The sequence below is a fragment of the Streptomyces inusitatus genome (assembly GCF_014651115.1).
Classification (GTDB): domain Bacteria; phylum Actinomycetota; class Actinomycetes; order Streptomycetales; family Streptomycetaceae; genus Streptomyces; species Streptomyces amakusaensis.
The window spans coordinates 9,629-36,043 of record NZ_BMWG01000032.1; the positions used below are offsets into that span (position 1 = coordinate 9,629).

The 26,415-nt window shown below is 74.2% G+C and carries 20 protein-coding genes; 8 read left to right on the plus strand and 12 right to left on the minus strand.

Annotated features, from left to right (window positions below; all coding sequences use genetic code 11):
* Positions 1 to 107: 107 nt before the first annotated feature.
* From IE247_RS31470 to IE247_RS31505, 8 genes are all read right to left on the minus strand, one after another.
* Positions 108 to 317 carry an MbtH family protein gene (locus tag IE247_RS31470; protein ID WP_190126763.1) on the minus strand — a complete coding sequence of 70 codons (210 nt, stop codon included), beginning with the start codon at positions 315 to 317 and terminating at the stop codon, positions 108 to 110.
* Positions 314 to 3,130 carry a condensation domain-containing protein gene (locus IE247_RS31475; RefSeq protein WP_190126764.1) on the minus strand — a complete coding sequence of 939 codons (2,817 nt, stop codon included), beginning with the start codon at positions 3,128 to 3,130 and terminating at the stop codon, positions 314 to 316. The genes IE247_RS31470 and IE247_RS31475 overlap by 4 nt, the downstream gene beginning before the upstream one ends.
* A 14-nt stretch (positions 3,131 to 3,144) precedes the next feature.
* Positions 3,145 to 4,587: a lysine N(6)-hydroxylase/L-ornithine N(5)-oxygenase family protein gene (locus IE247_RS31480; RefSeq protein WP_190126765.1), complete on the minus strand. Its 1,443-nt coding sequence runs from the start codon at positions 4,585 to 4,587 to the stop codon at positions 3,145 to 3,147.
* Positions 4,588 to 4,667: 80 nt separating this feature from the next.
* On the minus strand, positions 4,668 to 5,960 hold the full coding sequence (locus tag IE247_RS31485) for an acetylornithine transaminase (protein ID WP_190126766.1): 1,293 nt from the start codon (positions 5,958 to 5,960) through the stop codon (positions 4,668 to 4,670).
* Complete coding sequence (gene argB / locus IE247_RS31490) at positions 5,957 to 6,913, minus strand: acetylglutamate kinase (protein ID WP_229869480.1); 957 nt, start codon at positions 6,911 to 6,913, stop codon at positions 5,957 to 5,959. Before argB ends, IE247_RS31485 begins: the two co-directional genes overlap by 4 nt.
* Positions 6,910 to 8,061 (minus strand): bifunctional glutamate N-acetyltransferase/amino-acid acetyltransferase ArgJ, encoded by a 1,152-nt coding sequence (gene argJ, locus IE247_RS31495; protein ID WP_190126767.1) that lies wholly within the window; start codon positions 8,059 to 8,061, stop codon positions 6,910 to 6,912. The genes argB and argJ overlap by 4 nt, the downstream gene beginning before the upstream one ends.
* On the minus strand, positions 8,058 to 9,080 hold the full coding sequence (gene argC / locus IE247_RS31500) for an N-acetyl-gamma-glutamyl-phosphate reductase (RefSeq protein ID WP_190126768.1): 1,023 nt from the start codon (positions 9,078 to 9,080) through the stop codon (positions 8,058 to 8,060). Before argC ends, argJ begins: the two co-directional genes overlap by 4 nt.
* Positions 9,081 to 9,307: 227 nt before the next feature.
* On the minus strand, positions 9,308 to 10,282 hold the full coding sequence (locus IE247_RS31505) for a helix-turn-helix transcriptional regulator (protein ID WP_190126769.1): 975 nt from the start codon (positions 10,280 to 10,282) through the stop codon (positions 9,308 to 9,310).
* A gap of 80 nt (positions 10,283 to 10,362) precedes the next feature.
* Here IE247_RS31505 and IE247_RS31510 point away from each other — a divergent pair, with 80 nt between their 5' ends.
* The 5 genes from IE247_RS31510 to IE247_RS31530 all read left to right on the plus strand — a co-directional run bounded on the left by IE247_RS31510 (position 10,363) and on the right by IE247_RS31530 (position 17,992).
* Positions 10,363 to 11,097, plus strand: a complete 735-nt coding sequence (locus tag IE247_RS31510) for an alpha/beta fold hydrolase (protein ID WP_190126770.1) — start codon at positions 10,363 to 10,365, stop codon at positions 11,095 to 11,097.
* A 359-nt stretch (positions 11,098 to 11,456) separates the two neighbouring features.
* The gene (lanKC, locus tag IE247_RS31515) at positions 11,457 to 14,102 is read left to right on the plus strand and encodes a class III lanthionine synthetase LanKC (protein ID WP_190126771.1); all 2,646 of its coding nucleotides are present in this window, start codon (positions 11,457 to 11,459) and stop codon (positions 14,100 to 14,102) included.
* A 29-nt stretch (positions 14,103 to 14,131) separates the two neighbouring features.
* The gene (locus IE247_RS31520) at positions 14,132 to 14,263 is read left to right on the plus strand and encodes a SapB/AmfS family lanthipeptide (protein WP_190126772.1); all 132 of its coding nucleotides are present in this window, start codon (positions 14,132 to 14,134) and stop codon (positions 14,261 to 14,263) included.
* Positions 14,264 to 14,396: 133 nt separating this feature from the next.
* Complete coding sequence (locus IE247_RS31525; protein WP_190126773.1) at positions 14,397 to 16,214, plus strand: ATP-binding cassette domain-containing protein; 1,818 nt, start codon at positions 14,397 to 14,399, stop codon at positions 16,212 to 16,214.
* Positions 16,211 to 17,992: an ATP-binding cassette domain-containing protein gene (locus IE247_RS31530; protein WP_190126774.1), complete on the plus strand. Its 1,782-nt coding sequence runs from the start codon at positions 16,211 to 16,213 to the stop codon at positions 17,990 to 17,992. Before IE247_RS31525 ends, IE247_RS31530 begins: the two co-directional genes overlap by 4 nt.
* A 14-nt stretch (positions 17,993 to 18,006) precedes the next feature.
* Here the strand turns inward: IE247_RS31530 and IE247_RS31535 are convergent, their stop codons facing one another.
* Positions 18,007 to 18,612 (minus strand): response regulator transcription factor, encoded by a 606-nt coding sequence (locus IE247_RS31535; protein WP_190126775.1) that lies wholly within the window; start codon positions 18,610 to 18,612, stop codon positions 18,007 to 18,009.
* Between the two features lie 463 nt (positions 18,613 to 19,075).
* Here IE247_RS31535 and IE247_RS31540 point away from each other — a divergent pair, with 463 nt between their 5' ends.
* Positions 19,076 to 20,200 (plus strand): winged helix DNA-binding domain-containing protein, encoded by a 1,125-nt coding sequence (locus tag IE247_RS31540; protein WP_190126776.1) that lies wholly within the window; start codon positions 19,076 to 19,078, stop codon positions 20,198 to 20,200.
* A gap of 30 nt (positions 20,201 to 20,230) precedes the next feature.
* Here IE247_RS31540 and lysA read toward each other — a convergent pair whose 3' ends face one another.
* The 3 genes from lysA to IE247_RS31555 all read right to left on the minus strand — a co-directional run bounded on the left by lysA (position 20,231) and on the right by IE247_RS31555 (position 22,911).
* On the minus strand, positions 20,231 to 21,568 hold the full coding sequence (lysA, locus tag IE247_RS31545; RefSeq protein ID WP_190126777.1) for a diaminopimelate decarboxylase: 1,338 nt from the start codon (positions 21,566 to 21,568) through the stop codon (positions 20,231 to 20,233).
* Positions 21,565 to 21,933, minus strand: coding sequence for an SAV_915 family protein (locus tag IE247_RS31550; RefSeq protein ID WP_229869481.1), 369 nt, complete (start codon positions 21,931 to 21,933; stop codon positions 21,565 to 21,567). The genes lysA and IE247_RS31550 overlap by 4 nt, the downstream gene beginning before the upstream one ends.
* Before the next feature lie 177 nt (positions 21,934 to 22,110).
* Entirely contained in the window at positions 22,111 to 22,911 is an 801-nt protein-coding gene (locus tag IE247_RS31555; RefSeq protein ID WP_373305634.1) for a helix-turn-helix transcriptional regulator, read from the minus strand.
* Between the two features lie 156 nt (positions 22,912 to 23,067).
* On the opposite strand from IE247_RS31555, the gene IE247_RS31560 reads away from it, so the two are divergent.
* Together IE247_RS31560 and IE247_RS31565 are read left to right on the plus strand one after the other, a co-directional pair.
* Positions 23,068 to 24,747 carry an AMP-binding protein gene (locus IE247_RS31560; RefSeq protein WP_190126779.1) on the plus strand — a complete coding sequence of 560 codons (1,680 nt, stop codon included), beginning with the start codon at positions 23,068 to 23,070 and terminating at the stop codon, positions 24,745 to 24,747.
* Positions 24,744 to 26,396, plus strand: coding sequence for an AMP-binding protein (locus IE247_RS31565; RefSeq protein WP_190126780.1), 1,653 nt, complete (start codon positions 24,744 to 24,746; stop codon positions 26,394 to 26,396). Before IE247_RS31560 ends, IE247_RS31565 begins: the two co-directional genes overlap by 4 nt.
* The last annotated feature ends 19 nt before the right edge of the window (positions 26,397 to 26,415 follow it).

The following is a 26,415-nucleotide window of genomic DNA, read 5'->3' on the forward strand; positions in this document are numbered from 1 at the left end:
GTGCCCCCCGGGGCCGTCCCGCGCACTGTCGGGGGGGGGGGGGGGGCCCCGCCCAGCCACCGCGGGGGCCCGGCCGGGGGAGCGGGGCCCCCCCCTCTACGTTCGGCTCAGGACTTGGCGATCAGACTCGCCGGGCGCATGTCGGTCCAGTGCGTCTCGACGTACTCCGCGCAGGCCTGCCGCGAGTCCTCGCCGTGCACCACGGTCCAGCCCGCGGGGACTTCGGCGAACACCGGCCACAGCGAGTGCTGGTTCTCGTCGTTGACCAGCACGTAGTACTGGGCGTCGTCGTCCTCGAAGGGGTTGGTGGCGGTCATGATGGTGTCTCCTCAGATGTGTCGTTTCCGGTCACAAGGGTCGTGATCGTCTTGGTGATACGGGTGGTGAGGCGCAGGGCCTCCTCACCGGTGAACAGCCTGCCCGCCCAGCGCCAGCGCAGAACCGTTCCGTCCTGATCATCTGCCGGCACGGTCAGTTCGAGCGCACCGCGCACCGGCGGCTCCGTGCCGGGCAGCTCGGCCAGCGCTGCCCGCAGGGCGGCCCGCTCGGGCCCCGGCGCGAGGCCCCAGCCGGGCGTTTCCGCCCAGTGGCGGGAGGATTCGCCGCGCGTGTAGCGCACGGCGGGACGTGCCCCGGCGGCCAGCACCGGCCCCGCCTGCGGATGCAGATGGCGCAGCCGCTCATGCCCCCGGCCGTGGTCCGGTACGGCGGACCACGGCGCTCCGGACCCGGCCGGGGCGACCCGTACCGGATGGACGGGCGTCAGCGCGCCGACCGTGCGTTCCGGCCGGAGTACGGAGGGCAGCTCCACCTCAGCCAGCAGCTCGCCGCCGTCCGGGCGGAGCCTCGGCTCGTCCCGTGCCGCCAGTGCCAGCGCGCCGAGCACCGCCCGGTCCAGCAGGGCGGGTTCGACACCGGACGGCAGCGCGGACTCGACGACCTGGTCGACCCGGTCGAGGGCATCGGGCCCGTCCGGTGCGGCTCCCGGCCCGTCGGCGGCGGGGGCGAGCAGCTCGCGCCAGTAGGGCAGTTCCGCGATCCGGCCCGGCTCCTGGGCCTGCTCGGACAGGTGCGCGGCCCAGCTCCGCAGCCCGCCGCCCGGAGTCTCCTCCGGTGGCTCGTGCCCCTGGGAGAGCGCGGCGGCGACCGCAGCCAGCCGGTCGGCGACCAGCGGCCAGGAGGCGTCGTCCACGGCCAGCCGGTGGCCGGTGAGCAGCAGCCGGCCGGGTGCGTCCGGGCCCGCGTCGAACCAGACCGCGCGCAGCACAGTCCCCGTGCCGGGGTCCAGCTCCGCCGCCGCCGCGCGGGCCCGGCCCGCGAGGACGGAGACCAGCTCCTCGCCGCCGACGCCCCGGACGTCCACCCGGCGCAGGGTGGACGGGTCCACCACGGCCGGAGCCGTCGCCGACGGCAGGATCTCCGTCGCCCAGACCCCCGCCGCCCGGTGCAGCCGCAGCCGCAGCGCGGGCTGCTCCCGGGCGAGGAGGGCCAGTGCCCGGCGCAGCGGCCCGGCGGCGAGCCCGGGCCCCACCGTCAGCAGCAGGGACTCCTGGAGCCGCGCCACCGGCCTGCCCGCCTCCCGCAGCCGGTGCGCGGAGGGCAGCAGCGGCAGCGGCCCCTCCTCCTCGCCCCGGGAGCCGGTGCCGTGCCCCGCCTCCGGCCCGGGCCCGGGCTCCGGCTCGGGCCCGGCGGCCTCCAGGGCGGCCGCGATCCGCTCCTCGTCCAGCAGCGCGAAGCCGGACAGCGGCCGGCCGGGCTCGGCGCACAGCCGCCGCAGCAGATCCGTGTACCGCACCGCGTGAGAGGCGAGCGCCGGTACGTCGTACAGCGCCGGGTTGGCGTCGAAGTCGAGCCTCAGCCGCCCGTCGGGGTACCGGACGGCGGAGAGCGAGAGATCGTCCACCGGGCCCGAGGCGAGGGTGACCACATGGCCGGGCGTCCCCGCAAAGTCCAGCTCGGTGTCGAAGGGCCGCAGATTGAGCAGCGGCCCCGGCAGCCGCGCGGGTCCCGGCCGGTCCTCGTCCGGCAGCCCCGGCCACAGCTCACGGGCGATCCGGGCGCCCCGGAACCGCTGATGGGCGCGGACGGCGGCGAACTCCCGGCCGGTCCGCTCCAGCACCTCGACGAAGGTGTCACGGCCCGTCAGCGGCAGCCGCAGAGGAAGGGTGTTCAGGGCCATGCCCGGCACCCGGAGCGTCCCCGGCCCGGTGCGCGCCATCGCGTACATCGCCAGCACCGGCTCCGGGGTCCCGGTGTGCCGGTGCAGCTGCACGGCGAGCGCCGCGCCGACGGCCTCCGCCCAGGTGACCCGGGCGGCCCGGGCCGCCTCGGCGACCGCCGCGCCCGCCCGGCGGTCCAGCACCGCAGTGTGGCGCAGCGCGGTGTCGGACGCGGGCGCGGAGCCCGCCGCGAAGGAGGCGGCTCTCGGGCCGTCGGCGTAGCGGGCCGCCCAGTGGGCGCGGTCGGCCGTCTGCCGTGCCGAGTCCCGGTAGTCGCGCTCCGCCGCCACCAGGGCGGCGACGGGTTCGAAGGGCGAGCCGGGCGGCGCGGTGCCGCGCACGCGGGCGGTGTACACCTCGGCGATGCGGCGGGTGAGCAGGGAGAGGCCGTAGCCGTCGACGGCGAGATGGTGGAAGTATTGGAAGAGCAGATGCCGCCGGGGCCCCACGGTCACCAGGACGGCCCCGGTCAGCGAGGGCGCGGCGCGGCCCGCCGCCGGGCCGGGGGGCGCGAACAGCAGATCCGGCCGGGGCGGGCAGGCGAGCTGCTCGCGCACCAGCTCCACGGCGGCGGCCGTGGGGTCGCCCGCGCCCGAGGTGTCGAGCCGGGGCAGCCGCCAGCTCCCCGCGTCGAAGACGGCCGGCTCCTGGCCGAGCCCGCCCCCGCTCTCCCGTACCCGGAAGTGCAGTCCGGCCGCTTCGGCGAGGGTGTGGCGCAGGGCTCCCTCCAGCGCGGCGACGTCGAGCGGGCCGGTCAGCTCGATGTACTGGCCCACATTGTGGGCGGCGTTGTCGGGGGCGGCGCGCTGGGCGGCGAGCACCTCGGCCTGGGCCTCGGTGAGTTCGAGCGGCTCCGCGCCGGCCGGGTCGCCGGGGACCGGCGCGGGGCCCCGGAGGATCGTCTCTGACATCGTCCCGGCCGCCCTCAGCCGCTGTGCGCGGCGACGCTGCCCGCGGCCTCGCCGAGGTCCGCGCCCAGCCGGTCCAGCCGGTCCAGTTCCTCGCTCCCCGCGCGGCGCAGCAGCAGCGAGTCGCGGATCTCGCCGGAGCGCACGGCGAGCGTCGAGAGCAGCGAGGAGGTGATGCCGTGGGTGTGCTCGGTGCCCGCGCCCTGGAGGTAGACGCCGCCGCGCACCCGGTCCGACATCCGCACCCGGTGGTCCCGGTCGATGCGCAGCCTGCCCTGTCCGTCGGTGAGGCACTCGTCGGCGAGCGGCCCGAGCAGCTCGCGCGGGTCGCAGGGGCGGTAGCCGGTGGCCAGTACCACCGCGTCGGAGTCGAGGGTGATCAGCTCCTTGGTGGTGAGGGAGCGCACCACCGCCCGCGCCCCGTCGGGCAGTTCCTCGACGCCGGTCAGCTCGCGGGTGTTGAGGATCCGCAGCCGCTGCGCGCCCGCGACCTTCTCCTGGTAGACCGTGCGGTAGAGCTGTTCGATGAGATCGCCGTCGACCACCGAGTAGTTGGTGTTGCCGTGGTAGCCGAGCAGTGCCTGCTTGGCGTCCTCGGGGGCGTCGTAGAAGTCGTCCACGGCCGAGGGGTCGAAGATCCGGTTGGCGAAGGGGCTGTCGTCGGCCGGGCTGTAGCCGTAGCGGGTGAAGACGGCGCAGATCTCGGCGTCGGGGAAGGTGCGGTGGAGATAGTCGGCGGTCTCGGCCGCCGACTGGCCCGCGCCCACGACGGTGAATCTGCGGTGGGGCCGCTTCTTCAGCCCGGGGGCGCGGAAGAGCAGATCGCGGTTGTGCCAGACGTGTTCGCCCGCGGTGATGCCCTGCGGGAGCCGGGGCCGCAGCCCGGTGCCCAGGACCACATTGCGGGCCCGCACCACCCGGCCCGCGCCGCCCTCGACCCCCGTACCGCCCGCGCCGCCCGTACCGCCCGCGCCGTCCGCCGGGCGGCTGAGTACGTCGAAGCTCTCCACCAGCCCTCCGCGCTCGACGGGACGGACGGCGACCGCCTCCCGCCCGTAGGACACCCGGTCCGCGAAGGACGCCGCGCACCAGCGCAGATAGTCGTGGAACTCGACCCGGGTGGGGAAGAAGCTCTTCTGGTTGATGAAGTCGGCGAGCCGGCCCCGATCGTGGAGGTAGCGCAGGAAGGTGAAGCGGCTGCCGGGGTCGCGCATGGTGGCGAGGTCCTTGAGGAACGACACCTGCATGGTGGCGCCCTCCAGCAGCATGCCCTGGTGCCAGCCGAAGTCGCCCTGGCGCTCCACGAAGGCCGAGGAGACCGTCTGCCCGGGGGCGCACTGCCCGTTGTGCTCCGCGATGGCTATGGCCAGTGCGAGATTGGCCGGGCCGAAGCCTATGCCCACCAGGTCCTGGGTGGGGGTGGTCTCCTGCTGTGCGGTGCTCGCGTGCCCTGCCGACATGCTCGTCCTTACTGGGTGGGGGCCGGCTCGGGGGGTGATGAGCCGGCGGGCGGTGTGGGGGTCCGTCGGGTACGGCGGTGTCAGCCGGGGGTGCCGAGGATCTCGGGCAGCGCCGCGACGAACGCGTCGGCCTCCTGGGCGGTGAGGGTCAGCGCGGGCGCGAGGCGCAGCAGGTCCGGGCCGGTCGCGTTGACCAGGAATCCGGCGTGCTGGGCGGCGAGCGCGGCCCGGGCGGCCACCGGTTCGGTGAGCGCGATGCCGAGGAGGAGCCCGGCGCCCCGCACCTGGCGCACCCGGGGGTGGTCCATGGCGAGGACGGAGCGCCGCAGTCGCTCGCCGACCCGCCGGACATGGTCGAGCAGACCGTCGGCCTCGATGGTGTCGAGGACCGCGAGCGCGGCGGCGCAGGCCACGGGGTTGCCGCCGAAGGTGGAGCCGTGCTGGCCCGGGGTGAGCAGCTCGCCCGCGGCCCCGAAGGCGAGCACCGCGCCGATCGGCAGTCCGCCGCCGAGCCCCTTGGCGAGGGTGACCACGTCGGGGACGATCAGCGGATCCGACTGATGGGCGAACCAGTGGCCGGTGCGGCCGATTCCGGTCTGGATCTCGTCCAGCATCAGCAGCGCGCCCGCGTCGCGGGTGATCTCCCGGGCCGCCCGGAGATAGCCGGGCCGGGCCGGTATCACCCCGGCCTCGCCCTGGATCGGTTCGAGCAGCACCGCCGCCGTCTCCTCGGTGACGGCCTCCCGCAGCGCTGCCGGGTCGCCGAAGGGGACATGGACCACCTCGCCGGGCAGCGGCAGGAACGGGTCCCGCTTGGCGGGCTGGCCGGTCAGGGCCAGCGCGCCCATGGTGCGGCCGTGGAAGCCTCCGGCGGCGGCGACGATCCGCCTCCGCCCGGTACGGCGGGCGATCTTGAAGGCGGCCTCGTTGGCCTCCGCGCCGGAGTTGGCGAAGAAGACCCGGCCGCTCCGGCCGCCCGAGAGCCGCAGCAGCCGTTCGGCGAGGGCGACCGGCGGCTCGGCCGCGTACAGATTGGAGACATGGCCGAGCCGGGCGATCTGCTCGCCCACCGCGCCGACGACGGCGGGGTGGGCGTGGCCCAGGGCGTTGACCGCGATGCCGCCGACGAGGTCGAGATAGGCGGCGCCGTCGGCGTCCCACACCGTGCGGCCCTCGCCCCTGACCAGCGCCAGCGGGGGAGTGCCGTAGCTGTCCATCATCACGGCCCGCCAGCGCTGGGTCAGATCGGCGGTGCCGCCGCGCCGGGCCACGGCGTCGTCGGCGGGCGTGGGGTGCACGGGGTGCGCGGGGTGCGCGGGGTGCGTAGGGTGCGTGGGGTGTGCGGCGGGCACGGGGTGCGCGGTGGTCGTCATCTGCCGTCCTCTGATGCGGGGGAGCCGGTGCTCGGGCGGCCCTGGTCCCGGGCGTCGGGCACCACCGTCGTGCCGGTGCGGTCGTCGGTGAAGACTTCGAGCAGCAGGGAGTGCGGCACCCGGCCGTCGAGCACATGCGCCATGCGGACGCCGCCGTCGCGCACCGCGCGCAGACAGCCCTCCATCTTGGGGACCATCCCACTGGCGAGCCCCGGCAGCAGCTTCTCCAGCTCGCTCACCGTCAGCCGCTCGATGACCTCGGTGCTGTGCGGCCAGTCGGCGTACAGCCCCTCGACGTCGGTGAGCATCACCAGCTTCTCCGCGTTCAGCGCGCTCGCCAGCGCGGCGGCCGCCAGATCGGCGTTGATGTTGTAGATCTGGCCGTCCTCGCCGCGCGCCACGGGCGAGACCACCGGGATACGGCCCCCGTCGAGCAGCGCCCGCAGGGTGTCCGGGTCGACCCGGACCACCTCGCCGACCAGCCCGATGTCCACCGGTTCGCCGTCCACCCACGCCGGGCGGCGCACCGCGGTCATGGTGTGCGCGTCCTCGCCGGTGAGCCCGACGGCGAACGGGCCGTGGGCGTTGATCAGCCCGACGATCTCGCGCTGCACCCGGCCCGCGAGGACCATCCGTACGACGTCCATGATCTCGGGGGTGGTGACCCGCAGGCCCGCCGCGAAGCGGACCTCCAGATCGAGCCTGCCCAGCAGGGAGCTGATCTGCGGGCCGCCGCCGTGGACGACGACCGGGCGCAGCCCCGCGTACCGCAGGGAGACGACGTCCTGCGCGAAGGCCGCCTTCAGCTCCTCGTCCACCATCGCGTTGCCGCCGAACTTGATGACGACGACACGGTCGCGGAAGCTCTCCAGCCAGGGCAGTGCCTCGATCACCGTACGGGCGCGGGAGGCGGGCCCCGCCGGGTCGGCCGGGAGCGGGCCCGGGGCGCTCACGAGCTGTACGCGCTGTTCTCGTGGACGTACTGGGCCGTCAGGTCGTTGGTCCAGATCACGGCGGACTCCCGGCCGGCGCGCAGATCGATGGTGAGGGTGATCTGACGGCCCGACAGATCGACCTTCTCCCTGGCCTCGCCGGGCGCGCCGTCCCGGCACACCCACACTCCGTTGATCGCCACATCGAGCCGGTCGGGATCGAAGACGGCGTCCGTGGTGCCGACGGCCGAGAGCACCCGGCCCCAGTTCGGATCCTCGCCGTGCAGCGCGCACTTGAGGAGGTTGTTCCTGGCGACCGACCGGCCCACGGCGACCGCGTCCCGCTCGGAGGCCGCGCCGACGACCTCGACCTCTATCTCCTTGGACGCGCCCTCGGCGTCGGCGACGAGCTGGCGGGCCAGGTCGAGACAGACGGTGTGGACCGCCTGGGCGAAGGTCTCCGGCTCCGGGACGACGCCCGAGGAGGCGGACGCCAGCAGCAGCACGGTGTCGTTGGTCGACATGCAGCCGTCGGAGTCGACCCGGTCGAAGGTGGTGCGGACCGCGTCCCGCAGCGCCGTGTCCAGCGCGTCGGCGTCGGCGTCGGCGTCGGTGGTGAGCACTGCCAGCATGGTGGCGAGGCCGGGGGCGAGCATGCCCGCGCCCTTGGCCATGCCGCCGACCGTCCAGCCGTCGGCAGAGACCGCGGCGGTCTTCGGCACCGAGTCGGTGGTCATGACGGCGAAGGCCGCCTCCTGGCCGCCGTCCGGCGTCAGCCGTCCCGCGGCCTCGGCGACGCCCGCGGCGAGCCGGTCCATCGGCAGCCGGGTGCCGATCAGACCGGTGGAGCATACGGCCACCTGGTCGGGGTCGGCGTCGAGCGCCTCGGCGGTCAGCTCGGCGGTCCGCCGGGTGTCCTCGTGCCCGGCGCGCCCGGTGCAGGCGTTCGCGCCGCCGGAGTTGAGGACGACGGCACAGAGCCGGCCGTCCGCCAGCACCCGGCGCGACCAGCGCACCGGGGCGGCCTGGACCCGGTTGGAGGTGAAGACCCCGGCCGCCGCCCGCGACGGTCCGGTGTTCACCACCAGCGCGACGTCCGGGGCTCCGGACTCCTTGATCCCGGCGGCGACGCCGCTCGCGAGGAATCCCTGGGCAGCGGTGACACTCACGGGGCCACTCCATTCATGGGAAGTCCCAGGGTCTCCGGCAGCCCCAGGGCGATGTTCATGCTCTGCACGGCACCGCCCGCGGTGCCCTTGGTGAGGTTGTCGATCGCGCTCACGGCGACGAGCCGCCACGCGCTCTCGTCCAGGGCTATCTGCACCTGGGCGGTGTTGGAGCCGAGTACGGCCGAGGTCGAGGGCCACCGTCCCGCGGGGAGCAGCCGGACGAACGGCTCGTCGGCGAAGGCCTTCTCATAGGCGGCGCGCACCTCGTGGACCCCCTCCCGCACCCGCGCCGAGCAGGTGGCGAGGATGCCCCGGGGCATCGGCGCGAGGGTCGGGGTGAAGGAGACGGTCACCGCCTCGCCCGCCGCCGCCGAGAGGTTCTGGACCAGCTCGGGGGTGTGCCGGTGGCCGCCGCCGACTCCGTACGGGCTCATCGAGCCCATCACCTCGGAGCCGATCAAATGGGGCTTGGCGGCGCGGCCCGCGCCCGATGTGCCGCTCGCGGCGACGATCACCGCCTCGGGTTCCAGCAGCCCGGCGGCGAACGCGGGGAAGAGCGCGAGCGTCACGGCGGTCGGGTAGCAGCCGGGCACGGCGATCCGGCGGGTTTCCCGCAAGGCCTCCCGGCAGCCGGGGAGTTCGGGGAGTCCGTACGGCCAGACGCCGGCGTGCGGCGAGCCGTAGAAGGTCTCCCACGCCGCCGGGTCCCGCAGCCGGAAGTCCGCGCCGCAGTCCACCACCAGAGTGGAGTCGCCGAGCCGCCCGGCCAGCTCCGCCGACTGCCCGTGGGGCAGCGCGAGGAACACGACATCGTGCCCGGCCAGCGACTCGGCCGAGGTCTCCACGAGCAAGCGGTTGTGGAGGGCCCCCAGTTGGGGCTGCACCTCGCTCAGGGGGCGGCCCGCGCTGCTGTGGGCGGTCAGGGTGCCGATCTCCACCTCGGGGTGGGCCGCCAGCAGTCGCAGAATCTCACCCCCGGCGTAACCACTCGCGCCCGCAACAGCCACGCCGAAGGTCATCTCAGGAATCTTCTCTTTCGATCGCTGGTGACACGCGGTGACCGTCACCCCGCCCGACAGGAACTTAGCTTAGCCTAACCTAAGGATTGATTTCTGAGGGTGCGGCGGAGCTGTGACCATGGCGACCCTCCGCCCACCGGACCGCTGTTGGGGTGTGACCGAGATGTGCGCCAAGGGGGTAACGGGATGACCTCGCCCTTCCCGAACTGCCGCGGTGAATCCGGTATTTACCGCGACGGTTCTTCCGGTCGCCGTTGAGCGGCTGCGGTGAGCTGGGCGGCGAGGTCCTTGAGGGCCTGTCGCAGTTCGTCGGGGTGGTGGATGGTGAAGGGCCATTCCAGGGAGGCGAGCAGGTGTGCCATGCCGTCCAGCCGGTCTGCTCGTGCGTGCATGAGGACGCCGGCGGGCTGGGCGGTGAGGGTGACCGCTGATCGGGGCAGTCGGCGGGCGATCTCGTCGAGGGGGCCGTGGATCGTCACCTCGACCTGCCAGCGGTAGGGGCCCTGGGCCAGGGTGGAGGTCAGGTGGGCGACGGGATCGAAGCCGTCGGGTGCGGTGAAGCTGTCGGCTCGGGGGGCGACGGAGGCGATGCGGTCGATGCGGAAGGTCCGCAGGCTGTCGCGGAGGTGGTCGTGGCCGACGGCGTACCAGCGGCCGGTGTGGAAGACGACGCCGTAGGGGTCGATGTCGCGTTCGGTCTGCTCCTGCCGCCAGGACCGGTGGCTGATGCCGACGGTCGTGCTGGCGCGGGAGGCCTGGGCCAGGGCCAGCAGGACGCCGGTCCCGGGTGCCTGCCCGATCACGGCGTTGGCGGTGAACGAGAGGGCCTCCCGCATGGCGGCGAGCGGTTCGCGCGTGGCGTGCGGGAGCACCCGCTCGATCTTGGCCAGGGCGCCGGCGCTGGCCGGTGCGGCCGTGCTCATGCCCAGGCGTTCCGCGGCGAGCAGACCCAGGACGACGGCGAGGGCCTCGTCGTTGGTGAGGACCAGGGGTGGCATCCGGTAGCCGCGGGCCAGTCGGTAGCCGCCGTGGCGTCCGCGTTCGGCTTCCACGGGGATGCCCAGTTCCCGCAGGTGGGACATGTACCGGCGCACCGTGCGGACGTCGGTGTCCAGACGGTCCGCCAACTCTGCCCCGGTGAGTCGGGCGTGGGACTGGAGGAGTTCCAGCAGGGTCAGAACACGGGTGAGGGGATGCGACATGGATCACTCGGCATTTCAGGGCGGAAAATGTCCTGTATCAACTCTACGCTCCCGACAGCACCTCACATCAGGGAGATCGCATGGCCACCTTCGTACTCGTTCCCGGCGCCTGGCTCGGCGCGTGGGCCTGGGAAGACACCGCCCGCACTCTGCGGGAGAACGGCCACACGGCGCTGCCGCTCACGCTGACAGGCCTGGCCGAGCGCGCAGGTCAGGGCGGACCCGAGACGGACCTGAACACGCACATCGCGGACATCGCCGGCTTCATCGAGGAGAACGGTCTGCGCGACGTCACGCTGGTCGCCCACAGCTACGCGGCTGCCCCGGTCACCGGGGCGGCCGGGCGTCTCGTCGACCGGCTGGAGCGCGTGATCTACGTGGACAGCGCCCCGTTCACCGCAGGCATGTGCATGCTCGACCTCATGCCGCCGGAGGCGGCGGACCAGCTGAACCGGCAGGTCTCCGCCTCCGGCGACGGGTGGCGGCTGCCGATGCCGCCGTTCGAGGTCCTGGGTCTGTCCGGAAGCCTCGTCGGGCTCGGTGAGGGACAGCGGGACGCTCTGTGCTCGCGTGCCACCCCTCACCCGTTCGGCACCTACACCCAGCGCCTCGCCGGCCCGACCGAGCCCGGGGCCGGTGTGGACCGTGTCCTGATCACCTGTCATGACTTCATGGGCCTGCTGGATGCCGGGACACCGATGCTGGCGTATCTGAAGCAGCCGCCGTGGCGGCGCTTCGAACTGCCCACCGGGCACTGGCCGATGCTGTCCGCACCCACCGAACTCGCCGACATCCTCGACAAGGCCGTCTCCTGACCGCGCTGGACGAGAGACGCGGCCCGATGCGTGACCACGAAAGCCTCCGCGGGCCGCAAGCCCACGCTCGGGCCCCGGCCGGCGCAGCAGGGGAGACGTCTCGGCATCACCGCCAACCACACTGAGGGGGCTCCGGGCGCGCGGCGGCCGGCCGCCGCCGGTGCGATCCGCGCGGCGGCGCTCCCCGGAGGATGTGCGTTCCGCATGCCCGAACGCTGCGCGCGAGCGTGCGGGAGGCATGCGTTCCGCATGTCCGGCCGTACACCGGAGTCATGACAGCGATGACTGTCAGGCCCCCCGACCGTTGTGAAAGCTTCCTCTCACCAGCACAACCGGAGCCGACCTGAGGGAGGTACGGGGTGAACCCGGAGTACGCCGCGTACTGTCAGGCGGACCGAGACTTCTACGACGCGCCGCACCGCGACCGGGGCGGTGTCGCCGCCGAGGAGTCGTTCTACGCCGCGGCCCGCACCCCGGCCCCCGAAGGCTGGGAGACCTCCCGCCGGGGCGACTGGCTCTCCCTCACCCCCAGCGGGCTCACCCTGCCCCAGCAGGGCTGGAAGATCCATGTGGCCGCCGCCCTCGACAACGCGGAATCGATTCTGCGCCGAGTGCTCGACCACTGCCTCCCCCGGCGGATCCCGCTCAAGTTCATCCCCGGCCCCGGCCTGCTCCTGCTGCGCAACGCCAAATACGCGGACCGCGCCGGCAGCGGCAAGTTCATCACGGTCTACCCGCACTCCGAGGAGATGTTCCCCGAGCTGTGCGCGGAGCTGACCGCCCTGCTGGAGGGCGAGCACGGCCCGTACATCCTCAGCGATCTGCGCTGCGGCGACGGACCGGTGCACGTACGGTACGGAGCCTTCGCCGCCCGCTACTGTCCCGGCCCGGACGGCCGGCTGGTCCCCGCCATCGCCGACCCGACGGGCGCCCTCGTACCCGATCCGCGCGGCCCCTCGCTGCGCATCCCCGACTGGGTGACGCCCCCCGAGATCCTCCGGCCCCATCTGGAGGCCCGGCAGGCCGTCGGCATGGACGGCATGCCCTACGAGATCCAGGGCGCGCTCCACTTCTCCAACGGCGGCGGCGTCTACCGGGCCCGCGACACCCGCACCGGGAAGACCGTCGTCCTCAAGGAGGCCCGGCCGCACGCCGGACTCGCCGCCGACGGGGCCGACGCGGTCGCCCGGCTGGAGCGCGAGCGCACCGCGCTGGAGAAGCTCGCCGGACTCGACTGCGTCCCCGCGGTGCTCGACCGATTCGAACTCGGCGGCCATCACTTCCTGGCGCTGGAGCATGTGCCCGGCACCACCCTCAACACCGTCTTCGCCCGCCGCTTCCCGCTCTCCTCCGCCGACCCGGACGCCGAGCGGCTCGCCGAGCACGCCGCCTGGGCGGCCGGCATGCACACCAGGGTGGAGCGCGCGGTGAGCGCCGTCCACGAGCGCGGCATCGTCATCAGCGATCTCCACATGAGCAATGTCATGGTCTCCGAGGACGAGTCGCGGATCACGCTCCTGGACTTCGAGGCCGCCTTCCCGGCCGAGGAGAACCGCCGCCAGGTCGTCGCCAACCCCGCCTTCGTCGCCCCGCGCGACCACCGGGGGACCGACATCGACCGCTACGCCCTCGCCTGTCTGCGCCTCGCCCTGCTGCTCCCCCTGACCACCCTCCTCGCCATCGACCGGGGCGTCGCCGCCCGGCTGGCACGCGAGATCACCCGCGTCTTCCCGGTGACCGGGGAGGATCTCCGCCCCGCGGTGGCGGAGATCCTGCGCGAGCCCCGGTACGAGGACGCCGGGCCCGCCCGCACCGGAGCCCGGACCCGGGGCGCGGACCGCCAGGCCGCCGCACCGGAGCCGCCCGAGCCCGGACAGTGGCCCCTCAGCCGCGACTCCATGGCCCGCGCCATCACCGCCTCCCTCACCCCCGAGCGCGAGGACCGCTGCTTCCCCGGCGACATCGCCCAGTTCGCCTCCCCGGCCGGCGGCCAGTCCTTCGCCCACGGCGCGGCCGGAGTGCTCTACGCCCTCCACCGAACCGGCGCGCCCCCCTGCCCCGAAGCCGTCGAATGGCTCCTGGACAAGGTCAAGGAACCCGCGTCCGGCACCCCCGTCGGCTTCTACGACGGCCTCGCCGGGATCGCCTGGACCCTCGACCGCCTCGGCCACCGCGAGCAGGCCGCCGAGACCGCCCGCCTGATCGCCCGCCAGCCGCTGGAGGGCCTCACCCCCGATCTGCACGGCGGCCACGCGGGCATCGCCCTCGCCCTCGACGACCTCGCCGGCTCCGCCACCGGAGCCGAGGCCACCGCCCTGCGCCGGGCCGCCGACCGCTGCACCGCCCTCGCCGCCCGCGCCCTGGCCTCCGGCCCGCCGTCCGCCCGCACCGGACTGCTGCACGGCGCGACCGGCCTCGCCCTCCTCTTCGTACGCCGCTACGAGAGGACCGGCGACCCGGCCCTCCTCGACCTCGCCGCCACCGCGCTCCGGCGCGATCTGGCCCGCTGCAAGCCCGGCCCGGACGGCGCGCTGATGGTCGTCGACGGCAAACGGCTGATGCCCTACCTCGGCGGCGGCAGCGCCGGGCTCGCCACAGTGCTCGACGACTATCTCGCCCACCGCCACGACGAGGCCTTCGAAGCCGCCCGCCGGCAGATCGAACCCGGTCTGCGCTCCGCCTTCTACGTCCAGCCCGGACTCTTCCGAGGGGTGGCCGGACTCATCCTCCATCTCGTCCGCACCCCCCTCGGCGACCCCGGCGAACGGCGGCGCGCCATCGACCGCCACACCGGACTCCTCGGCCGCCAGGCCACCCCGTACGCCGGTGAACTGGCCTTCCCCGGAGAGCAGCTCATGCGCCGGTCCATGGACCTGGCCACCGGCACCGCCGGATGTCTGCTCGCCCTCGGCAGCGTGCACCGGCCCGACCGGGCCGCCCTGCCGTTCCTCTCGCCCCGCGAGAGCCCCGAGACCCGGCCCCAGCCAGGGGCCGCGCACCAATGAGAAATACGTCCCCACGAAAGGAATTCATCATGGCTCTTCTCGACCTTCAGGCCCTGGAGACCCCCGCCGAGGACGCCTTCGGCGATGTGGAACACGGCAGCCAGGTCAGCCTGCTCGTCTGTGAGCACAGCTCGCTGAGCGTCGTTCTCTGCACCCCGTGACACCACGGCCGAGGGTCTGACCGGTGAACAACCGCACCGCAGGGCCCCTCGGCCCACCGGCCGGCACCCGGGCGCTTCGCCCGGGGCCGGCCCCGCCGGCCCGCGCCCGGCCGATACCGGAAGGACCGTGAGTGTGACGAGCAGTCGGCCCGTGGCGCAGTCCTCCCCGCCACAGGCGACGGTCCTCCGGCCGCCGGGCGCCGGGCGGCTCTCCCTCGCCGCCGTCGTCATCTGCTCCACCGGAGCGGCCCTCGCCGCCCTCGCCCTGCCCGCGGCCCTCGGCGCCGCCGTCGACGAACTCCTCGCGAGCGGCCGGATCCCCTGGACCGCGCTGCTGCTGTGCGCCGCGCTCACCGCCGCCGAAGTCGTCCTGGACGCGCTCGTCGCCCTCCTCGGCGGCACCACCACAGCGCATCTCACCGCCCGGCTGCGCACCGCGGTCATGGACCGCCTCGTCCGGGCCGAACCCCGCCGCGGCGGCGCGATCGCCCCCGGCGACCTCACCACCCGGCTCACCTCCAACGCCGCCGAGGCCGCCGCCGTCCCGGTCACCACCGCGAACGCCGCATCCGTGGTCCTGCTCCCGCTCGGCGGAGCCGTCGGACTGCTGCTCATCGACCCCTTCTCGGCCCTCGCGCTCCTTCTCGGCACCCCCGCCTTCATCCTGGTGCTGCGCGTCCTCGTCCGCCGCACCGCCGACGCCTCCGCCGACTACCAGCGCGAACAGGCCCTGATCGCCACCCGGCTGACCGAGACGCTCGACGGGATCGCCACCGTACGAGCGGCCCGCACCGCCGCCCGCGAACACGCCCGGATCGTCGAACCCCTCACCGCGCTCGCCGCCCACGGCCGCCGCACCTGGGACGTCCACGGCCGGGCCGTCGGCGCCAGTGCCGTGCTGCTGCCCCTGCTCACCGTCCTGGTGCTGGCCGTCGCCGGGCTGCGGATGTCCTCCGGCGCGATCAGCGTCGGCGATCTGTTCGCCGTCTCCCGCTACGCCGTGCTCTCCGTGGGCCTCGGCGCGCTCACCGGCGCGCTCGCCGCGATCTCCCGGGGCCGCACCGCGGCCCGCAGGCTGAGCCCGCTGCTCGACCTCCCGCCGGTGCCCCACCGCTCCCTCGCCCTGCCGCCCGGCGGCCCCGGCACGGTGGAGCTGTACGACGTCGACGTCGTACGGGACGGGCGGCCGGTGCTCCGCGCGGTCCGCCTCACCGTGCCCGGCGGCACCTCGATGGCGGTCGTCGGCCGCTCCGGCTCCGGCAAGTCCGAGCTGGCGGCCGTCGCGGGCCGGCTCACCGACCCCGACGCGGGGACCGTCACCCTGGACGGGGTACCGCTGGACGGCGTGGACCCGGTACGGCTCCGCGAGGAGATCGCCTTCGCCTTCGCCCGGCCCGCGCTGCTCGGCACCACCGTCGAGGACGCCATCGCCTTCGGCGCGCGCACCCCCTCCGCCGCCGAGGTCCGCGCGGCGGCCCGCGCCGCCCGCGCCGACGGCTTCGTCGCCCTGCTCCCGCTCGGATACCGCACCCCGCTGGAGCGCGCCCCGCTCTCCGGCGGCGAGTACCAGCGCCTCGGGCTCGCCCGCGCCTTCGCCCACGCCGGCCGGCTGCTGATCCTCGACGACGCCACCTCCAGCCTCGACACCGTGACCGAGGCCCACATCCAGCGCGCCCTCGCCGCCCGCGCGGGCGCCGGCACCCGGCTCGTCGTCGCCCACCGCGTCTCCTCCGCCGCCCGCGCCGACCGCGTGGTCTGGCTGGAGAACGGCTCCGTCCGCGCCGTCGGCCGCCACGACGACCTCTGGTCCGACCCCGCCTACCGCGCGGTCTTCACCGCCGAACCCGGCGCTCGCACCGAGCCGGAAGCAGGGGCCGCGCCGCGTGGCCCCGGCACCGCTGCTCGCGCCGGTGCCGCCGGTCCGGGCCGCCCGGACGGAGAGACGCCTTGACCCCACAGCGACCGGCCGCCGCCCTCACGACGGAGGCGGAACCCAAGACCGCGCTGGGGCGCGTCGTCCGCGAGGGGCGGCCGTTCCTGCGGGCGCGCACCGGGGTTCTTCTGCGGCTGGGCGGCTGGTCACTGCTGGAGTTCGCGCAGACCTTCCTGGGCGGGTTCGCGATCGCCCGGGCGATCGACGCGGGGTTCCTCGCGGGCGAGCCGGGCACCGGACTGCTCTGGCTGGCGGTGGCCGCCGTCGCCACGCTTCCCGCCGCGCTCGCGACCCGGGGGGTCTTCGGACGGCTGGCGGATCTGGTGGAGCCGATGCGCGACGGGCTGGTGCGCCGGGCCGTCGCCCGGGCCCTCGGCGACGCGCTCGACGGCCCGGCCGCCGCCACCACCCGCTCGGTCTCCCAGGTCACGCATCAGAGCGAGATCGCCCGCGACGGCTGGGCCGGGCTCGTGCTGTCCCTGCGCTCCTTCGTCTTCACCGCGGCGGGCGCGCTCGCCGGTCTCGCGGTCCTCTCCCCCCGGCTGCTGCTGGTGGTCCTGCCGCCGCTCCTGCTCGGCCTGGGGCTCTTCCTCGCCACGCTCTTCCCGATGGCGGCCCGTCAGCGGGCCTATCTCGGCGCGGACGAGGCCTTCGCCGCCCACGCGGGCCGGACCGCCGCCGCGCTCCGCGACATCGCGGCGGCCGGCGCGGCCGACCGGACCGTCGCCGAGGCCGAGGCGCTCGCCCGCGACCAGGCCGACCAGGCCAGGGGCCTGGCCCGCTGGGCGGCCGTACGGATCCTCGCGCTCGCGGTGTGCGGGCGGGTGCCGCCGCTGGTGCTGCTGCTCGCCGCGCCCTGGCTGATGCGGCACGGGCTCACCAGCGGTGCGCTGGTGGGGGCGTTCACCTATCTCACCTACTCGCTGGCCCCCGCCGTGCACGCGCTGCTGAGCATGCTCGGCACCGCCGGCGGCCGGCTCGTGGTGGTCCTGGACCGCTTCACCGGCCCCGCCCCGCTGCCCCCGGCGGACCCGCCCGTGCCCACTCCCGTGCCCGCCCCGACGGCGCGCCCGCGCCCGCCCGTCGCCGAGCTGAGGGGCGTCAGCTTCGCCTACGGGCCGGCGGCCCGCCCGGTGCTCGACCGGCTCGATCTCACCCTCGGCGAGGGGGACCGTCTCGCGGTCGTCGGCCCGAGCGGCAGCGGGAAGTCCACCCTCGCGGCGGTGCTCGCCGCGGTGGCCGCGCCCACCGGGGGAGAGGTCCGCTGGCTGGGCCGCCCCGCCCAGGGGCAGCGGCCCACCGCCGTCCGTACGCTCCTTCCCCAGCAGCCGTACGTCTTCACCGGCACGCTCCGCGACAATCTCCGCTATCTCCGGCCCGGCGCCCGGGACCGGGAGATCGCCGAGACGGTGGCGGCGATCGGCCTCGGTGAACTGTCGGACCGGCTCGGCGGGCCGGACGCCCCGCTCGACCCGGGGCGGCTCTCCCCGGGCGAACGCCAGCTGATCGCACTGGGCAGAGCCCATCTGACCACCGCGCCCCTGCTCATCCTGGACGAGGCGACCAGCAGCCTCGACGCGGCCGCCGAAGCCCGGGCCGAGAGCGCGCTCGCCGAGCGGACCGGGGCGCTGGTGGTCATCGCCCACCGGCTCAGCTCGGCGGCCCGCGCCGGCCGGGTACTGGTGATGGACGGCACGCACACGACTCTCGGCACCCCCTCCGAACTGCTCGCCGGATCGGCGCTCTACCGCGATCTGGCCGGCCGCTGGTCCGGTGTCCCCGGTGTCCCCCGTTAGCGGCCCCGGACCGGCTAGAGCCAGCCGAACTCCCGGGAGAGCCGGATGGCGTCGAGCCGGTTGCGGGCGCCGGTCTTGCGGATCGCGGCCGCCAGATAGTTCCGTACGGTCCCACTGGCCAGATGCAGTGCGCCGGCTATCGACGAGACGGACTCACCCTCCGCCGCGAGAGCCAGCACCCGTAATTCGCGCGGCGAGAGCGGCACTTCGCTCGCCTGGAGCAGACCGAAGGCGAGCGACTGGTCGATGTGACGGCCGCCCGCCGCGACTTTCCGTACGACCTCGCACAAGTGGTCCACCTGGCCGAACTTGTCGATGTAGCCCCTGGCCCCCGCGTCCGAGGCTCTGCGCAGATCCCCGGCGCGATCCCCCCGGGCGAGCACCACCAGGGCCGTGCCGAGTCCGGCCGGGTGCCTCGACGACTCGACGAAGCTGAGGACTTCCACGGAATCCGGACAGTCGAGGTCGGTGACGAGTATGTCCGCCGCCCACTCGGCCATGGCGGTGCGTACCCCGCCCTTGTCCGTGGTGCGCACCTGGAGTCCCTGGTCCCTGCCGAGCAGAGAGGCCAGCGAGGCGCGCCACAGAGCCACCGCGTGTACCAAGAGAACCGATGTCATGGGGGGGTGCTCCTCAACTCTCGTTACCGAAGAGTGCGTTGGGTCAGTTGGTTCTATGCGCAACTACCACTAGTTCATCGCAGACGACCCGCGTATCACTGACGAACTGCCTAATACCCGTGCGCGGGCGGACGCGAGGGGGGCGTGAGAGCGCACACCGTGACCCTCCGTGTGCCTCCGTTCACCGAACCTCGCGCCCGCGTACGGGTTTGAGTCGCGGAGGGCTCCGGCCGAGAGTCTCCTTCCCGGTCACCGCGGAACCAGTCGTGCCCCGGCCGTACTCCGTCAAGGACGCCCCCTCCCACCCCCAGATCAAGCCAACTCTCTTTTGTTACAAGGAGGTTCGGCGAAACGCGGACTCACCGGACCCGTACGGGCCGATCGCCGCCGGGCGGGCACGGAAGACACTCCGGGCCATCGATGAGGACCGGAACTGTCCGCAAGCCTCCGTAACGTGTACGCCATGGCCCCCAAGACCACCCACCCCCGGCTCACCGCCCGCGACCTCGGCCGCGCCACCCTCGCCAGACAGCTGCTGCTGCGCCGGACACCCCGGAGCGAGCTGACCGTCGAGGGAGCCGTGGAGCACCTCGTCGGCCTCCAGGCGCAGAACGTCAAACCCCCCTACCACGCCCTCGCCGCCCGGCTCGCGGACTTCGACCCCGCCGAACTCTCCGGGCTGATGGCCTCCCGCCGGGTCGCCCGTCTGGTCACCATGCGCTCCACCCTGCACACCCACACCGCCGACGACTGCCTCGCGCTGCGCCCCCTCCTCCAGACGGGCGGCCCCGACCGCGAGCTGAGGGCGTTCCGGGCCGGACTCACCGGAGTGGACCTCGGCCGGCTGGCCGAGCTGACCCGGGCGCTCGTGGAGGAGGAGCCGAGGACCATGAAGCGGCTGCGCGAGGCGCTGCTGACCGAGTGGCCGCGGGCCGACCCCTTCGCGCTCTCGGTGGCCGCCCGCTGTGTGCTCCCGCTGGTGCAGACCACCCCGCGCGGGCTGTGGGGCGGCGTCGGACAGGTCACGCTCACCACCGCCGAGCACTGGTTCGGCCGCCCCGCCGGGCCCGCCGCCGCCCTCGACGAGGTCGTACGGCGCTATCTGGCCGCCTTCGGACCCGCCTCCGTGAAGGACTTCCAGTCCTGGTCGGGGCTGACCCGGACCAGACCGGCCTTCGAGCGCCTCCGCCCGGCGCTGGCCGTCTTCCAGGACGAGAAGGGCGTCGAACTCTTCGATCTGCCCGAAGCGCCGAGGCCCGGCCCGGACACCCCGGCCCCGCCCCGCTTCCTCCCCGAGTTCGACAATCTGCTGCTCTCCCACGCCGACCGCTCACGCGTGATCGCCCAGGACGGGCACCGGGCCCTCACCCGGCGCGGCAACCAGTCCTTCCCGACCCTCCTGATCGACGGAGCGCTCGCCGGGATCTGGCGGCTGACCGAGACCGGCGACCACGCCACCCTGACCGTGCGGCCCTTCGGCGACCTCTCCCGCGCCCGGCGCGAAGAAGTGGCCGCGGAGGGGGAGCTGATGCTCTCCGCCCTCTCCGCGGCCACCTCGTACGACATCCGCTTCGGCCCGGTCGAGTGAAGCGAGCGGGCCGAAGGTCCCGGCGGGCCGTCAGAGGCCCACGTCCCGGCCCCGGTGGTCCTCGAAGGTCTCCCGCCGCACCAGCAGCCGCGACCGCCCCCCGGCGACCGCCACCACCGGCGGCCGGCCCGTCAGGTTGTAACCGGAGGCCATCGACACCTGGTACGCGCCCGACGCGGGCACCGCCAGCACATCGCCGGGCCGCAGATCCTCCGGCAGCTCCACCGACTCCGCGAGCACATCGCCCGCCTCGCAGTGCCGGCCGACCACCGTCGTCGCCCGCATCGGCGCGGCGGACGGCCGCCCCACCATCCGGACCGTGTACCGCGCCCCGTACAGCGCGGGCCTCGGGTTGTCGCTCATCCCGCCGTCCACCGCCGCGAAGACCCGGCCGCCGGTGCGCTTGACCGCCAGCACCCGGTAGAGCGCCACCCCCGCGGTGGCCACGATCGAGCGGCCCGGCTCCACGGTCAGCCGGGGCAGCGGAAGGTCGAACTCCGCGCAGGCGCGCACCAGCGCGTCATTGATCCGGCGGCCGTACGCGGCGGGCGAGGGCGCGGGCTCCCCGGGCAGCTGGGCGACCGCGAAGCCGCCGCCCGCGTCCAGCTCGGGAAGGGTGACGCCGTAGCGGTCACGGATCCTCGCCATGAACGCGACCACGCGCCGCACCCCCCGCGCATAGGGCTCGGCGGAGGCGATCTGGGACCCCAGATGCATGTGCAGTCCCACCAGTTCCAGCCGCGGCTGGCCCAGGATGCGGGCCACCGCGTCCTCGGCGTCGCCGCCCGCGATCGAGAGGCCGAACTTCTGCCCCTCCGCGCCGGTGCTGATCTTGTGATGGCCGCCCGCCGCTATCCCGGGCAGCACCCGCACCATCACCTGCTGCGCCTCGGGGCCCGGCACATGGGCCGCCAGCCGGGCGATCTCGCACTCCGAGTCGATGACGATCCGGCCCACACCCAGCCGCAGCGCGGTCCGCAGATCCCGGGGCGACTTGGCGTTGCCGTGCAGCACGATCCGGTCGGCGGGGAAGCCCCGGGAGGCGGCCAGCTCCAGCTCGCCCGCCGAGCAGACGTCCAGCCCCACACCCTCCTGCTCCATCCAGTCCACCATCGCCCGGCACAGGAACGCCTTGGCCGCGTACACCACATCGGCGTCCGGCAGGGCGCGCCGCCAGGCGGCGGCCCGGGCCCGGACCTCGGCCTCGTCCAGCACATAGACGGGGGTGCCGTACCGCTCGGCCAGCTCGGCGAGCGGCACCCCGCCGACCGAGACATCGCCGCCCCTGGCCGTCACGGCGGACGCGGGCCACACCGAGGGGGCGGTCAGCTCGGGGAGCGGGACGGGGATGGTCGACAGGGTGGTCATCCGTACACCTCGGTCCAGGAGAGCCGGCGAGAGCAGGGCCCGGCCGGGGCCCCGTCGCCACGCGGGGCGGGGGCGGGGGCGGCGAGCTGGGGATCCACCGTCACGGTGGTCACCCCGAGGGGTTCGGCGAGCGTGCGCAGCGCGGGTTCCGCGAGCCTGATCCACTGCTGGCGCGCGCCCAGGACACGGGCGAGCAGCTCCGGGCCGGTGAATCCGACGGCGGTGCGCTCCCCGAGCGGGGTGCGCAGAAAGCGCAGCTGACATCCTCCGGCGGAGCCGAGCCGAACCGGCACGTACAGCGGCCCCGCCGGGCCGAGTTCGTCGGGGTCGGCGGTCTCCGCGTCCTCACGGGTGAGGGTGTTCATGGTGTCCTCCGCAGGGGAAGTCGATGGCGGGCCATCGGCCGACGGGAGACCCCGCCGACCTGGTTGAAGCTATGCCCGCCCCGGGGGTCCCCAGCGGTTCCCTGACGCTCCGCTGATCGTTCGCCGCCGCTATTTGACGCGCTCTTGGCGCCGGCCGCCGTCGCTCGAAGGCAGGCGCTACGGCAGCAGGCCAGCGCGGCGGGCCGCGACCACCGCCTCCAGCCGGGTGTGCGCCCCCAGCTTCCGCATCGCCGCCCGCAGATACCCCTTCACCGTCTCGGGCCGCAGCCCCAGCCGCTCCGCCGCCGCCGCGTTGGTGGAGCCCGCCGCCACACAGGCCAGCACATCCACCTCACGGGGCGAGAGCGCGACCGCCCCGGCGAGGCTCGATCCGCCGCCCGCCGCCGCCAGCCGCCCGCACACCGCGAGAAGCTGCTCCCGCAGCCCCCCGTCCACCACCTGCGGGGCCAGCGCCCGCAGCACCCCGTGCACCTCGCGGACCTCCTCCCACGCGCCGAGCCCCGCCACCGGCTCCCTGGCCAGGGCCAGCAGCCCCCGCACCTCGTCCCGGACCACCAGCGCCTGCTCCACATCGCGCGCCGCCGCCACCGCCGCGTCGAAGGCCCGGTCGCCGAGCGCCACCGGCCGCCGCAGCGCCCCGTACAGCACCCCCCGCACCTTGCGGCGCACCACCACCGGCACCGCGAGCACCGAACGCAGCCCCTCCGCCGAGACCGCCGCGTCGTACTCGTGGCTGATGTGGCGCGCCTCCTGGTAGTCGGTCACCGCGCACGGCCGCGACAGCGCCATCGACTTCCCGCCGAGCCCGTGGCCCGTGCAGATCGCCAGCCCGTGCAGCGCGTTGGTCCGCGCCCCGCTGATCTCGGCGATCCGCAGCCGCCGCGCGTCGTGCAGCATCCCTCCGAAAGTGATCGGGATCCCGGTCGCCCGGCGCAGCCGCAGCAGCGCCGCGCGCATCTCCACCGCCTCGGCAGGCTCGGACACCGCTCCACTCCCCTCCGTACCTCCGCCGCGGGGCCCCGCGGCGGGTCCCCACCCCCCGATCGGGGGTGGTGAGACGTACGTCACTGATTACACGATGCTACTGAGTGGTGAGGCAATGAGGAGGGGCACATGACGGCAAGCAGCGTGACCGAGGAGTTCCGGGCGGCCCGGGACTTTCTGCTGCGACACCGGGAGGACTACCGAAGCGCGTACGACGGCTTCGTCTGGCCCCGGCCCGAGCGGTTCAACTGGGCACTCGACTGGTTCGACGCCATCGCCGAGGGCAATGACCGGATCGCGCTCCACATCGTGGAGGAGGACGGCTCCGAGACCCGGCTCTCCTTCGCCGAGCTGTCCGCCCGCTCCGCCAGGGTCGCCAACTGGCTGCGCGCCCAGGGCGTCCGGGCCGGGGACCGCCTCGTCGTGATGCTCGGCAACCAGCACGAGCTGTGGGAGACCGCCCTCGCCGCGATGAAGCTGCGCGCCGTCGTCATTCCCGCCACCCCGCTGCTGGGCCCCCTCGATCTGCGCGACCGCGTCGAGCGCGGCGGCGCGGCCCATGTGCTCGTACGCGCCGAGGACACCCCCAAGTTCGACGAGGTGCCCGGCGGCTACACCCGGATCGCGGTCGGCGGCGGGGCCGTCCCCGGCTGGCTGGCGTACGAGGACGCGCACACCGCCGACGCCGTGTTCCGGCCCGACGGGATCACCCGATCCGACGACCCGCTGATGTTCTACTTCACCTCCGGCACCACCGACCGCCCCAAACTGGTGGAGCACACCCACGCCTCGTACCCCATCGGCCATCTCACGACGATGTACTGGATCGGTCTCCGGCCCGGCGATGTCCACCTCAACATCTCCTCGCCCGGCTGGGCCAAGCACGCCTGGTCCAATCTCTTCGCGCCGTGGAACGCGGAGGCCACCGTCTTCATCCACAACTACACCCGCTTCGACGCGGCCAAGCTGATGGCCTCGATGGACCGCGCGGGGGTCACCAGCTTCTGCGCGCCCCCCACGGTCTGGCGGATGCTGATCCAGGCCGACCTCACCCGGCTGCGGGTCCCGCCGCGCGAGGCGGTCGCGGCGGGGGAGCCCCTCAACCCCGAGGTCATCGAGACCGTGCGCCGGGAGTGGGGCGTCGCCATCCGGGACGGCTTCGGCCAGACGGAGACCACCGTCCAGGTCGCCAACACCCCCGGCCAGCTCCTCAAGGCCGGCTCCATGGGCCGCCCCAGCCCCGGCTACCGGGTGGAGCTGCTCGACCCCGTCACCGGCGCGCCCGGCGCGGCGGAGGGCGAGATCTCCCTCGACCTCTCCGCCGCCCCGGTGGGGCTGATGGCCGGATACCGGGGCGATCCGGAGCGTACGGCGGAGGCCACGGCGGGCGGTCACTACCGCACCGGGGACATCGGATCGCGCGACGCCGACGGGTACATCACCTACATCGGCCGCTCCGACGACGTCTTCAAGTCCTCCGACTACAAGATCTCGCCGTTCGAACTGGAGAGCGCGCTGCTCGAACACGAGGCGGTGGCGGAGGCGGCGGTGGTGCCCGCGCCCGATCCGCTGCGGCTCTCCGTCCCCAAGGCGTACATCGTCCTGGCGGACGGCTGGCAGCCGGGACCGGAGACGGCGAAGCTCCTCTTCGCCCACTCGCGCTCCGTCCTCGCGCCCTACAAACGGGTGCGGCGCATCGAGTTCGCCGAACTGCCCAAGACCGTCTCCGGCAAGATCCGCCGGATCGAGCTGCGCGAACGCACCGCGAAGGGATCCACCGCCGAATACGACGAAGGGGACTCGCGATGACCACCGTGACCGGCACAGGCGCCCTTACCGGTACCCGTACCCGGCTCTCGTACGACCACGGCACCGGCACCACCCCGCTCCTCGGCGACACCATCGGGGAGAACCTCGACCGCGCGATCGCCGCCCACCCGGACCGCGAGGCCCTGGTGGTCGCGGACGGACCCCGCTGGACCTACGCCGAGTTCGGAGCCGCCGTCGACGAGCTGGCCAGGGGCCTGCTCGGCATCGGCGTCGCCCGGGGCGACCGGGTCGGGATCTGGGCGGTCAACTGCGCGGAGTGGGTGCTGACGCAGTACGCCACCGCCCGCATCGGCGCGATCATGGTGAACATCAACCCCGCGTACCGCGCGCACGAACTGGAGTACGTACTCAACCAGGCCGGGGTCTCGGTGCTCTGCGCCTCCCTCAGCCACAAGACCAGCGACTACCGCGCCATGGTCGAACAGGTGCGCGCCGACTGCCCCCTGCTGCGCTCGGTCCACCACATCGGCGACGCCTCCTGGGACGCGCTGCTCGCGGCCGGCCGGACGGTCACCGCCGGGCGGCTCGCCGCCCGCGAGGCCGAGATCTCCTGCGACGACCCGGTCAACATCCAGTACACCTCGGGCACCACCGGCTTCCCCAAGGGAGCCACCCTCTCGCACCACAACATCCTCAACAACGGCTACTTCGTCGGCGAGACGCTCGGCTACACCGAGCGGGACCGGATATGCATACCCGTGCCCTTCTACCACTGCTTCGGCATGGTGATGGGCAATCTCGCGGCCACCTCGCACGGCGCGTGCATGGTGGTCCCCGCGCCCTCCTTCGACCCGGCCGCCACCCTCCGCGCGGTCGCCGCCGAGCGCTGCACCTCGCTCTACGGCGTGCCGACGATGTTCATCGCCGAACTGGGCCTGCCCGACTTCGCCTCCTACGACCTCGGCTCGCTGCGCACCGGCATCATGGCCGGCTCGCCCTGCCCCGTGGAGGTGATGAAGCGCGTCGTCGCCGAGATGCACATGGCGGAGGTGTCGATCTGTTACGGAATGACGGAGACCTCCCCGGTCTCCACCCAGACCCGGCGCGCCGACGATCTGGAGCGCCGCACCGGCACGGTGGGGCGGGTGATGCCGCATGTCGAGGTCAAGATCGTCGACCCGGCCAGCGGGGTGACCCTGCCCCGGGGCACGGCCGGTGAGCTGTGCACCCGGGGCTACAGCGTGATGGCCGGCTACTGGGGGGAGCCGGAGCGGACCGCCGAGGCGGTCGACCCCGGCCGCTGGATGCACACCGGGGATCTCGCCGAGATGCGCGAGGACGGCTATGTGCGGATCGTCGGCCGGATCAAGGACATGATCATCAGGGGCGGCGAGAACATCTACCCCCGGGAGGTCGAGGAGTTCCTCCACACCCATCCCCAGGTCGCCGACGTCCAGGTCGTCGGCGTCCCCGACCAGCGGTACGGCGAGGAGATCCTCGCCTGTGTCGTCCCCCGCGACCCCGCCGACCCGCCGACCCTGGACGCCATCGCCGCCTTCTGCCGGGACCGGCTGGCGCACTACAAGATCCCGCGCCGGCTGGAGATCCTGGACGGCTTCCCGATGACGGTCAGCGGGAAGGTGCGGAAGGTGGAGCTGCGCGAGCGGTACGGGGCGGCCGGCCGCTGACCGTCCCGGCCGCCGTCCC

What these genes read in the sequence shown, in the direction of transcription:
- IE247_RS31470 (WP_190126763.1), bottom strand. Translation starts at nt 317, where the DNA reads ATGACCGCCACCAACCCCTTCGAGGACGACGACGCCCAGTACTACGTG.
- IE247_RS31475 (WP_190126764.1), bottom strand. Translation starts at nt 3,130, where the DNA reads ATGTCAGAGACGATCCTCCGGGGCCCCGCGCCGGTCCCCGGCGACCCG.
- IE247_RS31480 (WP_190126765.1), bottom strand. Translation starts at nt 4,587, where the DNA reads ATGTCGGCAGGGCACGCGAGCACCGCACAGCAGGAGACCACCCCCACC.
- IE247_RS31485 (WP_190126766.1), bottom strand. Translation starts at nt 5,960, where the DNA reads ATGACGACCACCGCGCACCCCGTGCCCGCCGCACACCCCACGCACCCT.
- argC (WP_190126768.1), bottom strand. Translation starts at nt 9,080, where the DNA reads ATGACCTTCGGCGTGGCTGTTGCGGGCGCGAGTGGTTACGCCGGGGGT.
- IE247_RS31505 (WP_190126769.1), bottom strand. Translation starts at nt 10,282, where the DNA reads ATGTCGCATCCCCTCACCCGTGTTCTGACCCTGCTGGAACTCCTCCAG.
- IE247_RS31510 (WP_190126770.1), top strand. Translation starts at nt 10,363, where the DNA reads ATGGCCACCTTCGTACTCGTTCCCGGCGCCTGGCTCGGCGCGTGGGCC.
- IE247_RS31520 (WP_190126772.1), top strand. Translation starts at nt 14,132, where the DNA reads ATGGCTCTTCTCGACCTTCAGGCCCTGGAGACCCCCGCCGAGGACGCC.
- IE247_RS31535 (WP_190126775.1), bottom strand. Translation starts at nt 18,612, where the DNA reads ATGACATCGGTTCTCTTGGTACACGCGGTGGCTCTGTGGCGCGCCTCG.
- IE247_RS31540 (WP_190126776.1), top strand. Translation starts at nt 19,076, where the DNA reads ATGGCCCCCAAGACCACCCACCCCCGGCTCACCGCCCGCGACCTCGGC.
- lysA (WP_190126777.1), bottom strand. Translation starts at nt 21,568, where the DNA reads ATGACCACCCTGTCGACCATCCCCGTCCCGCTCCCCGAGCTGACCGCC.
- IE247_RS31550 (WP_229869481.1), bottom strand. Translation starts at nt 21,933, where the DNA reads ATGAACACCCTCACCCGTGAGGACGCGGAGACCGCCGACCCCGACGAA.
- IE247_RS31555 (WP_373305634.1), bottom strand. Translation starts at nt 22,911, where the DNA reads ATGCGCGCGGCGCTGCTGCGGCTGCGCCGGGCGACCGGGATCCCGATC.
- IE247_RS31560 (WP_190126779.1), top strand. Translation starts at nt 23,068, where the DNA reads ATGACGGCAAGCAGCGTGACCGAGGAGTTCCGGGCGGCCCGGGACTTT.
- IE247_RS31565 (WP_190126780.1), top strand. Translation starts at nt 24,744, where the DNA reads ATGACCACCGTGACCGGCACAGGCGCCCTTACCGGTACCCGTACCCGG.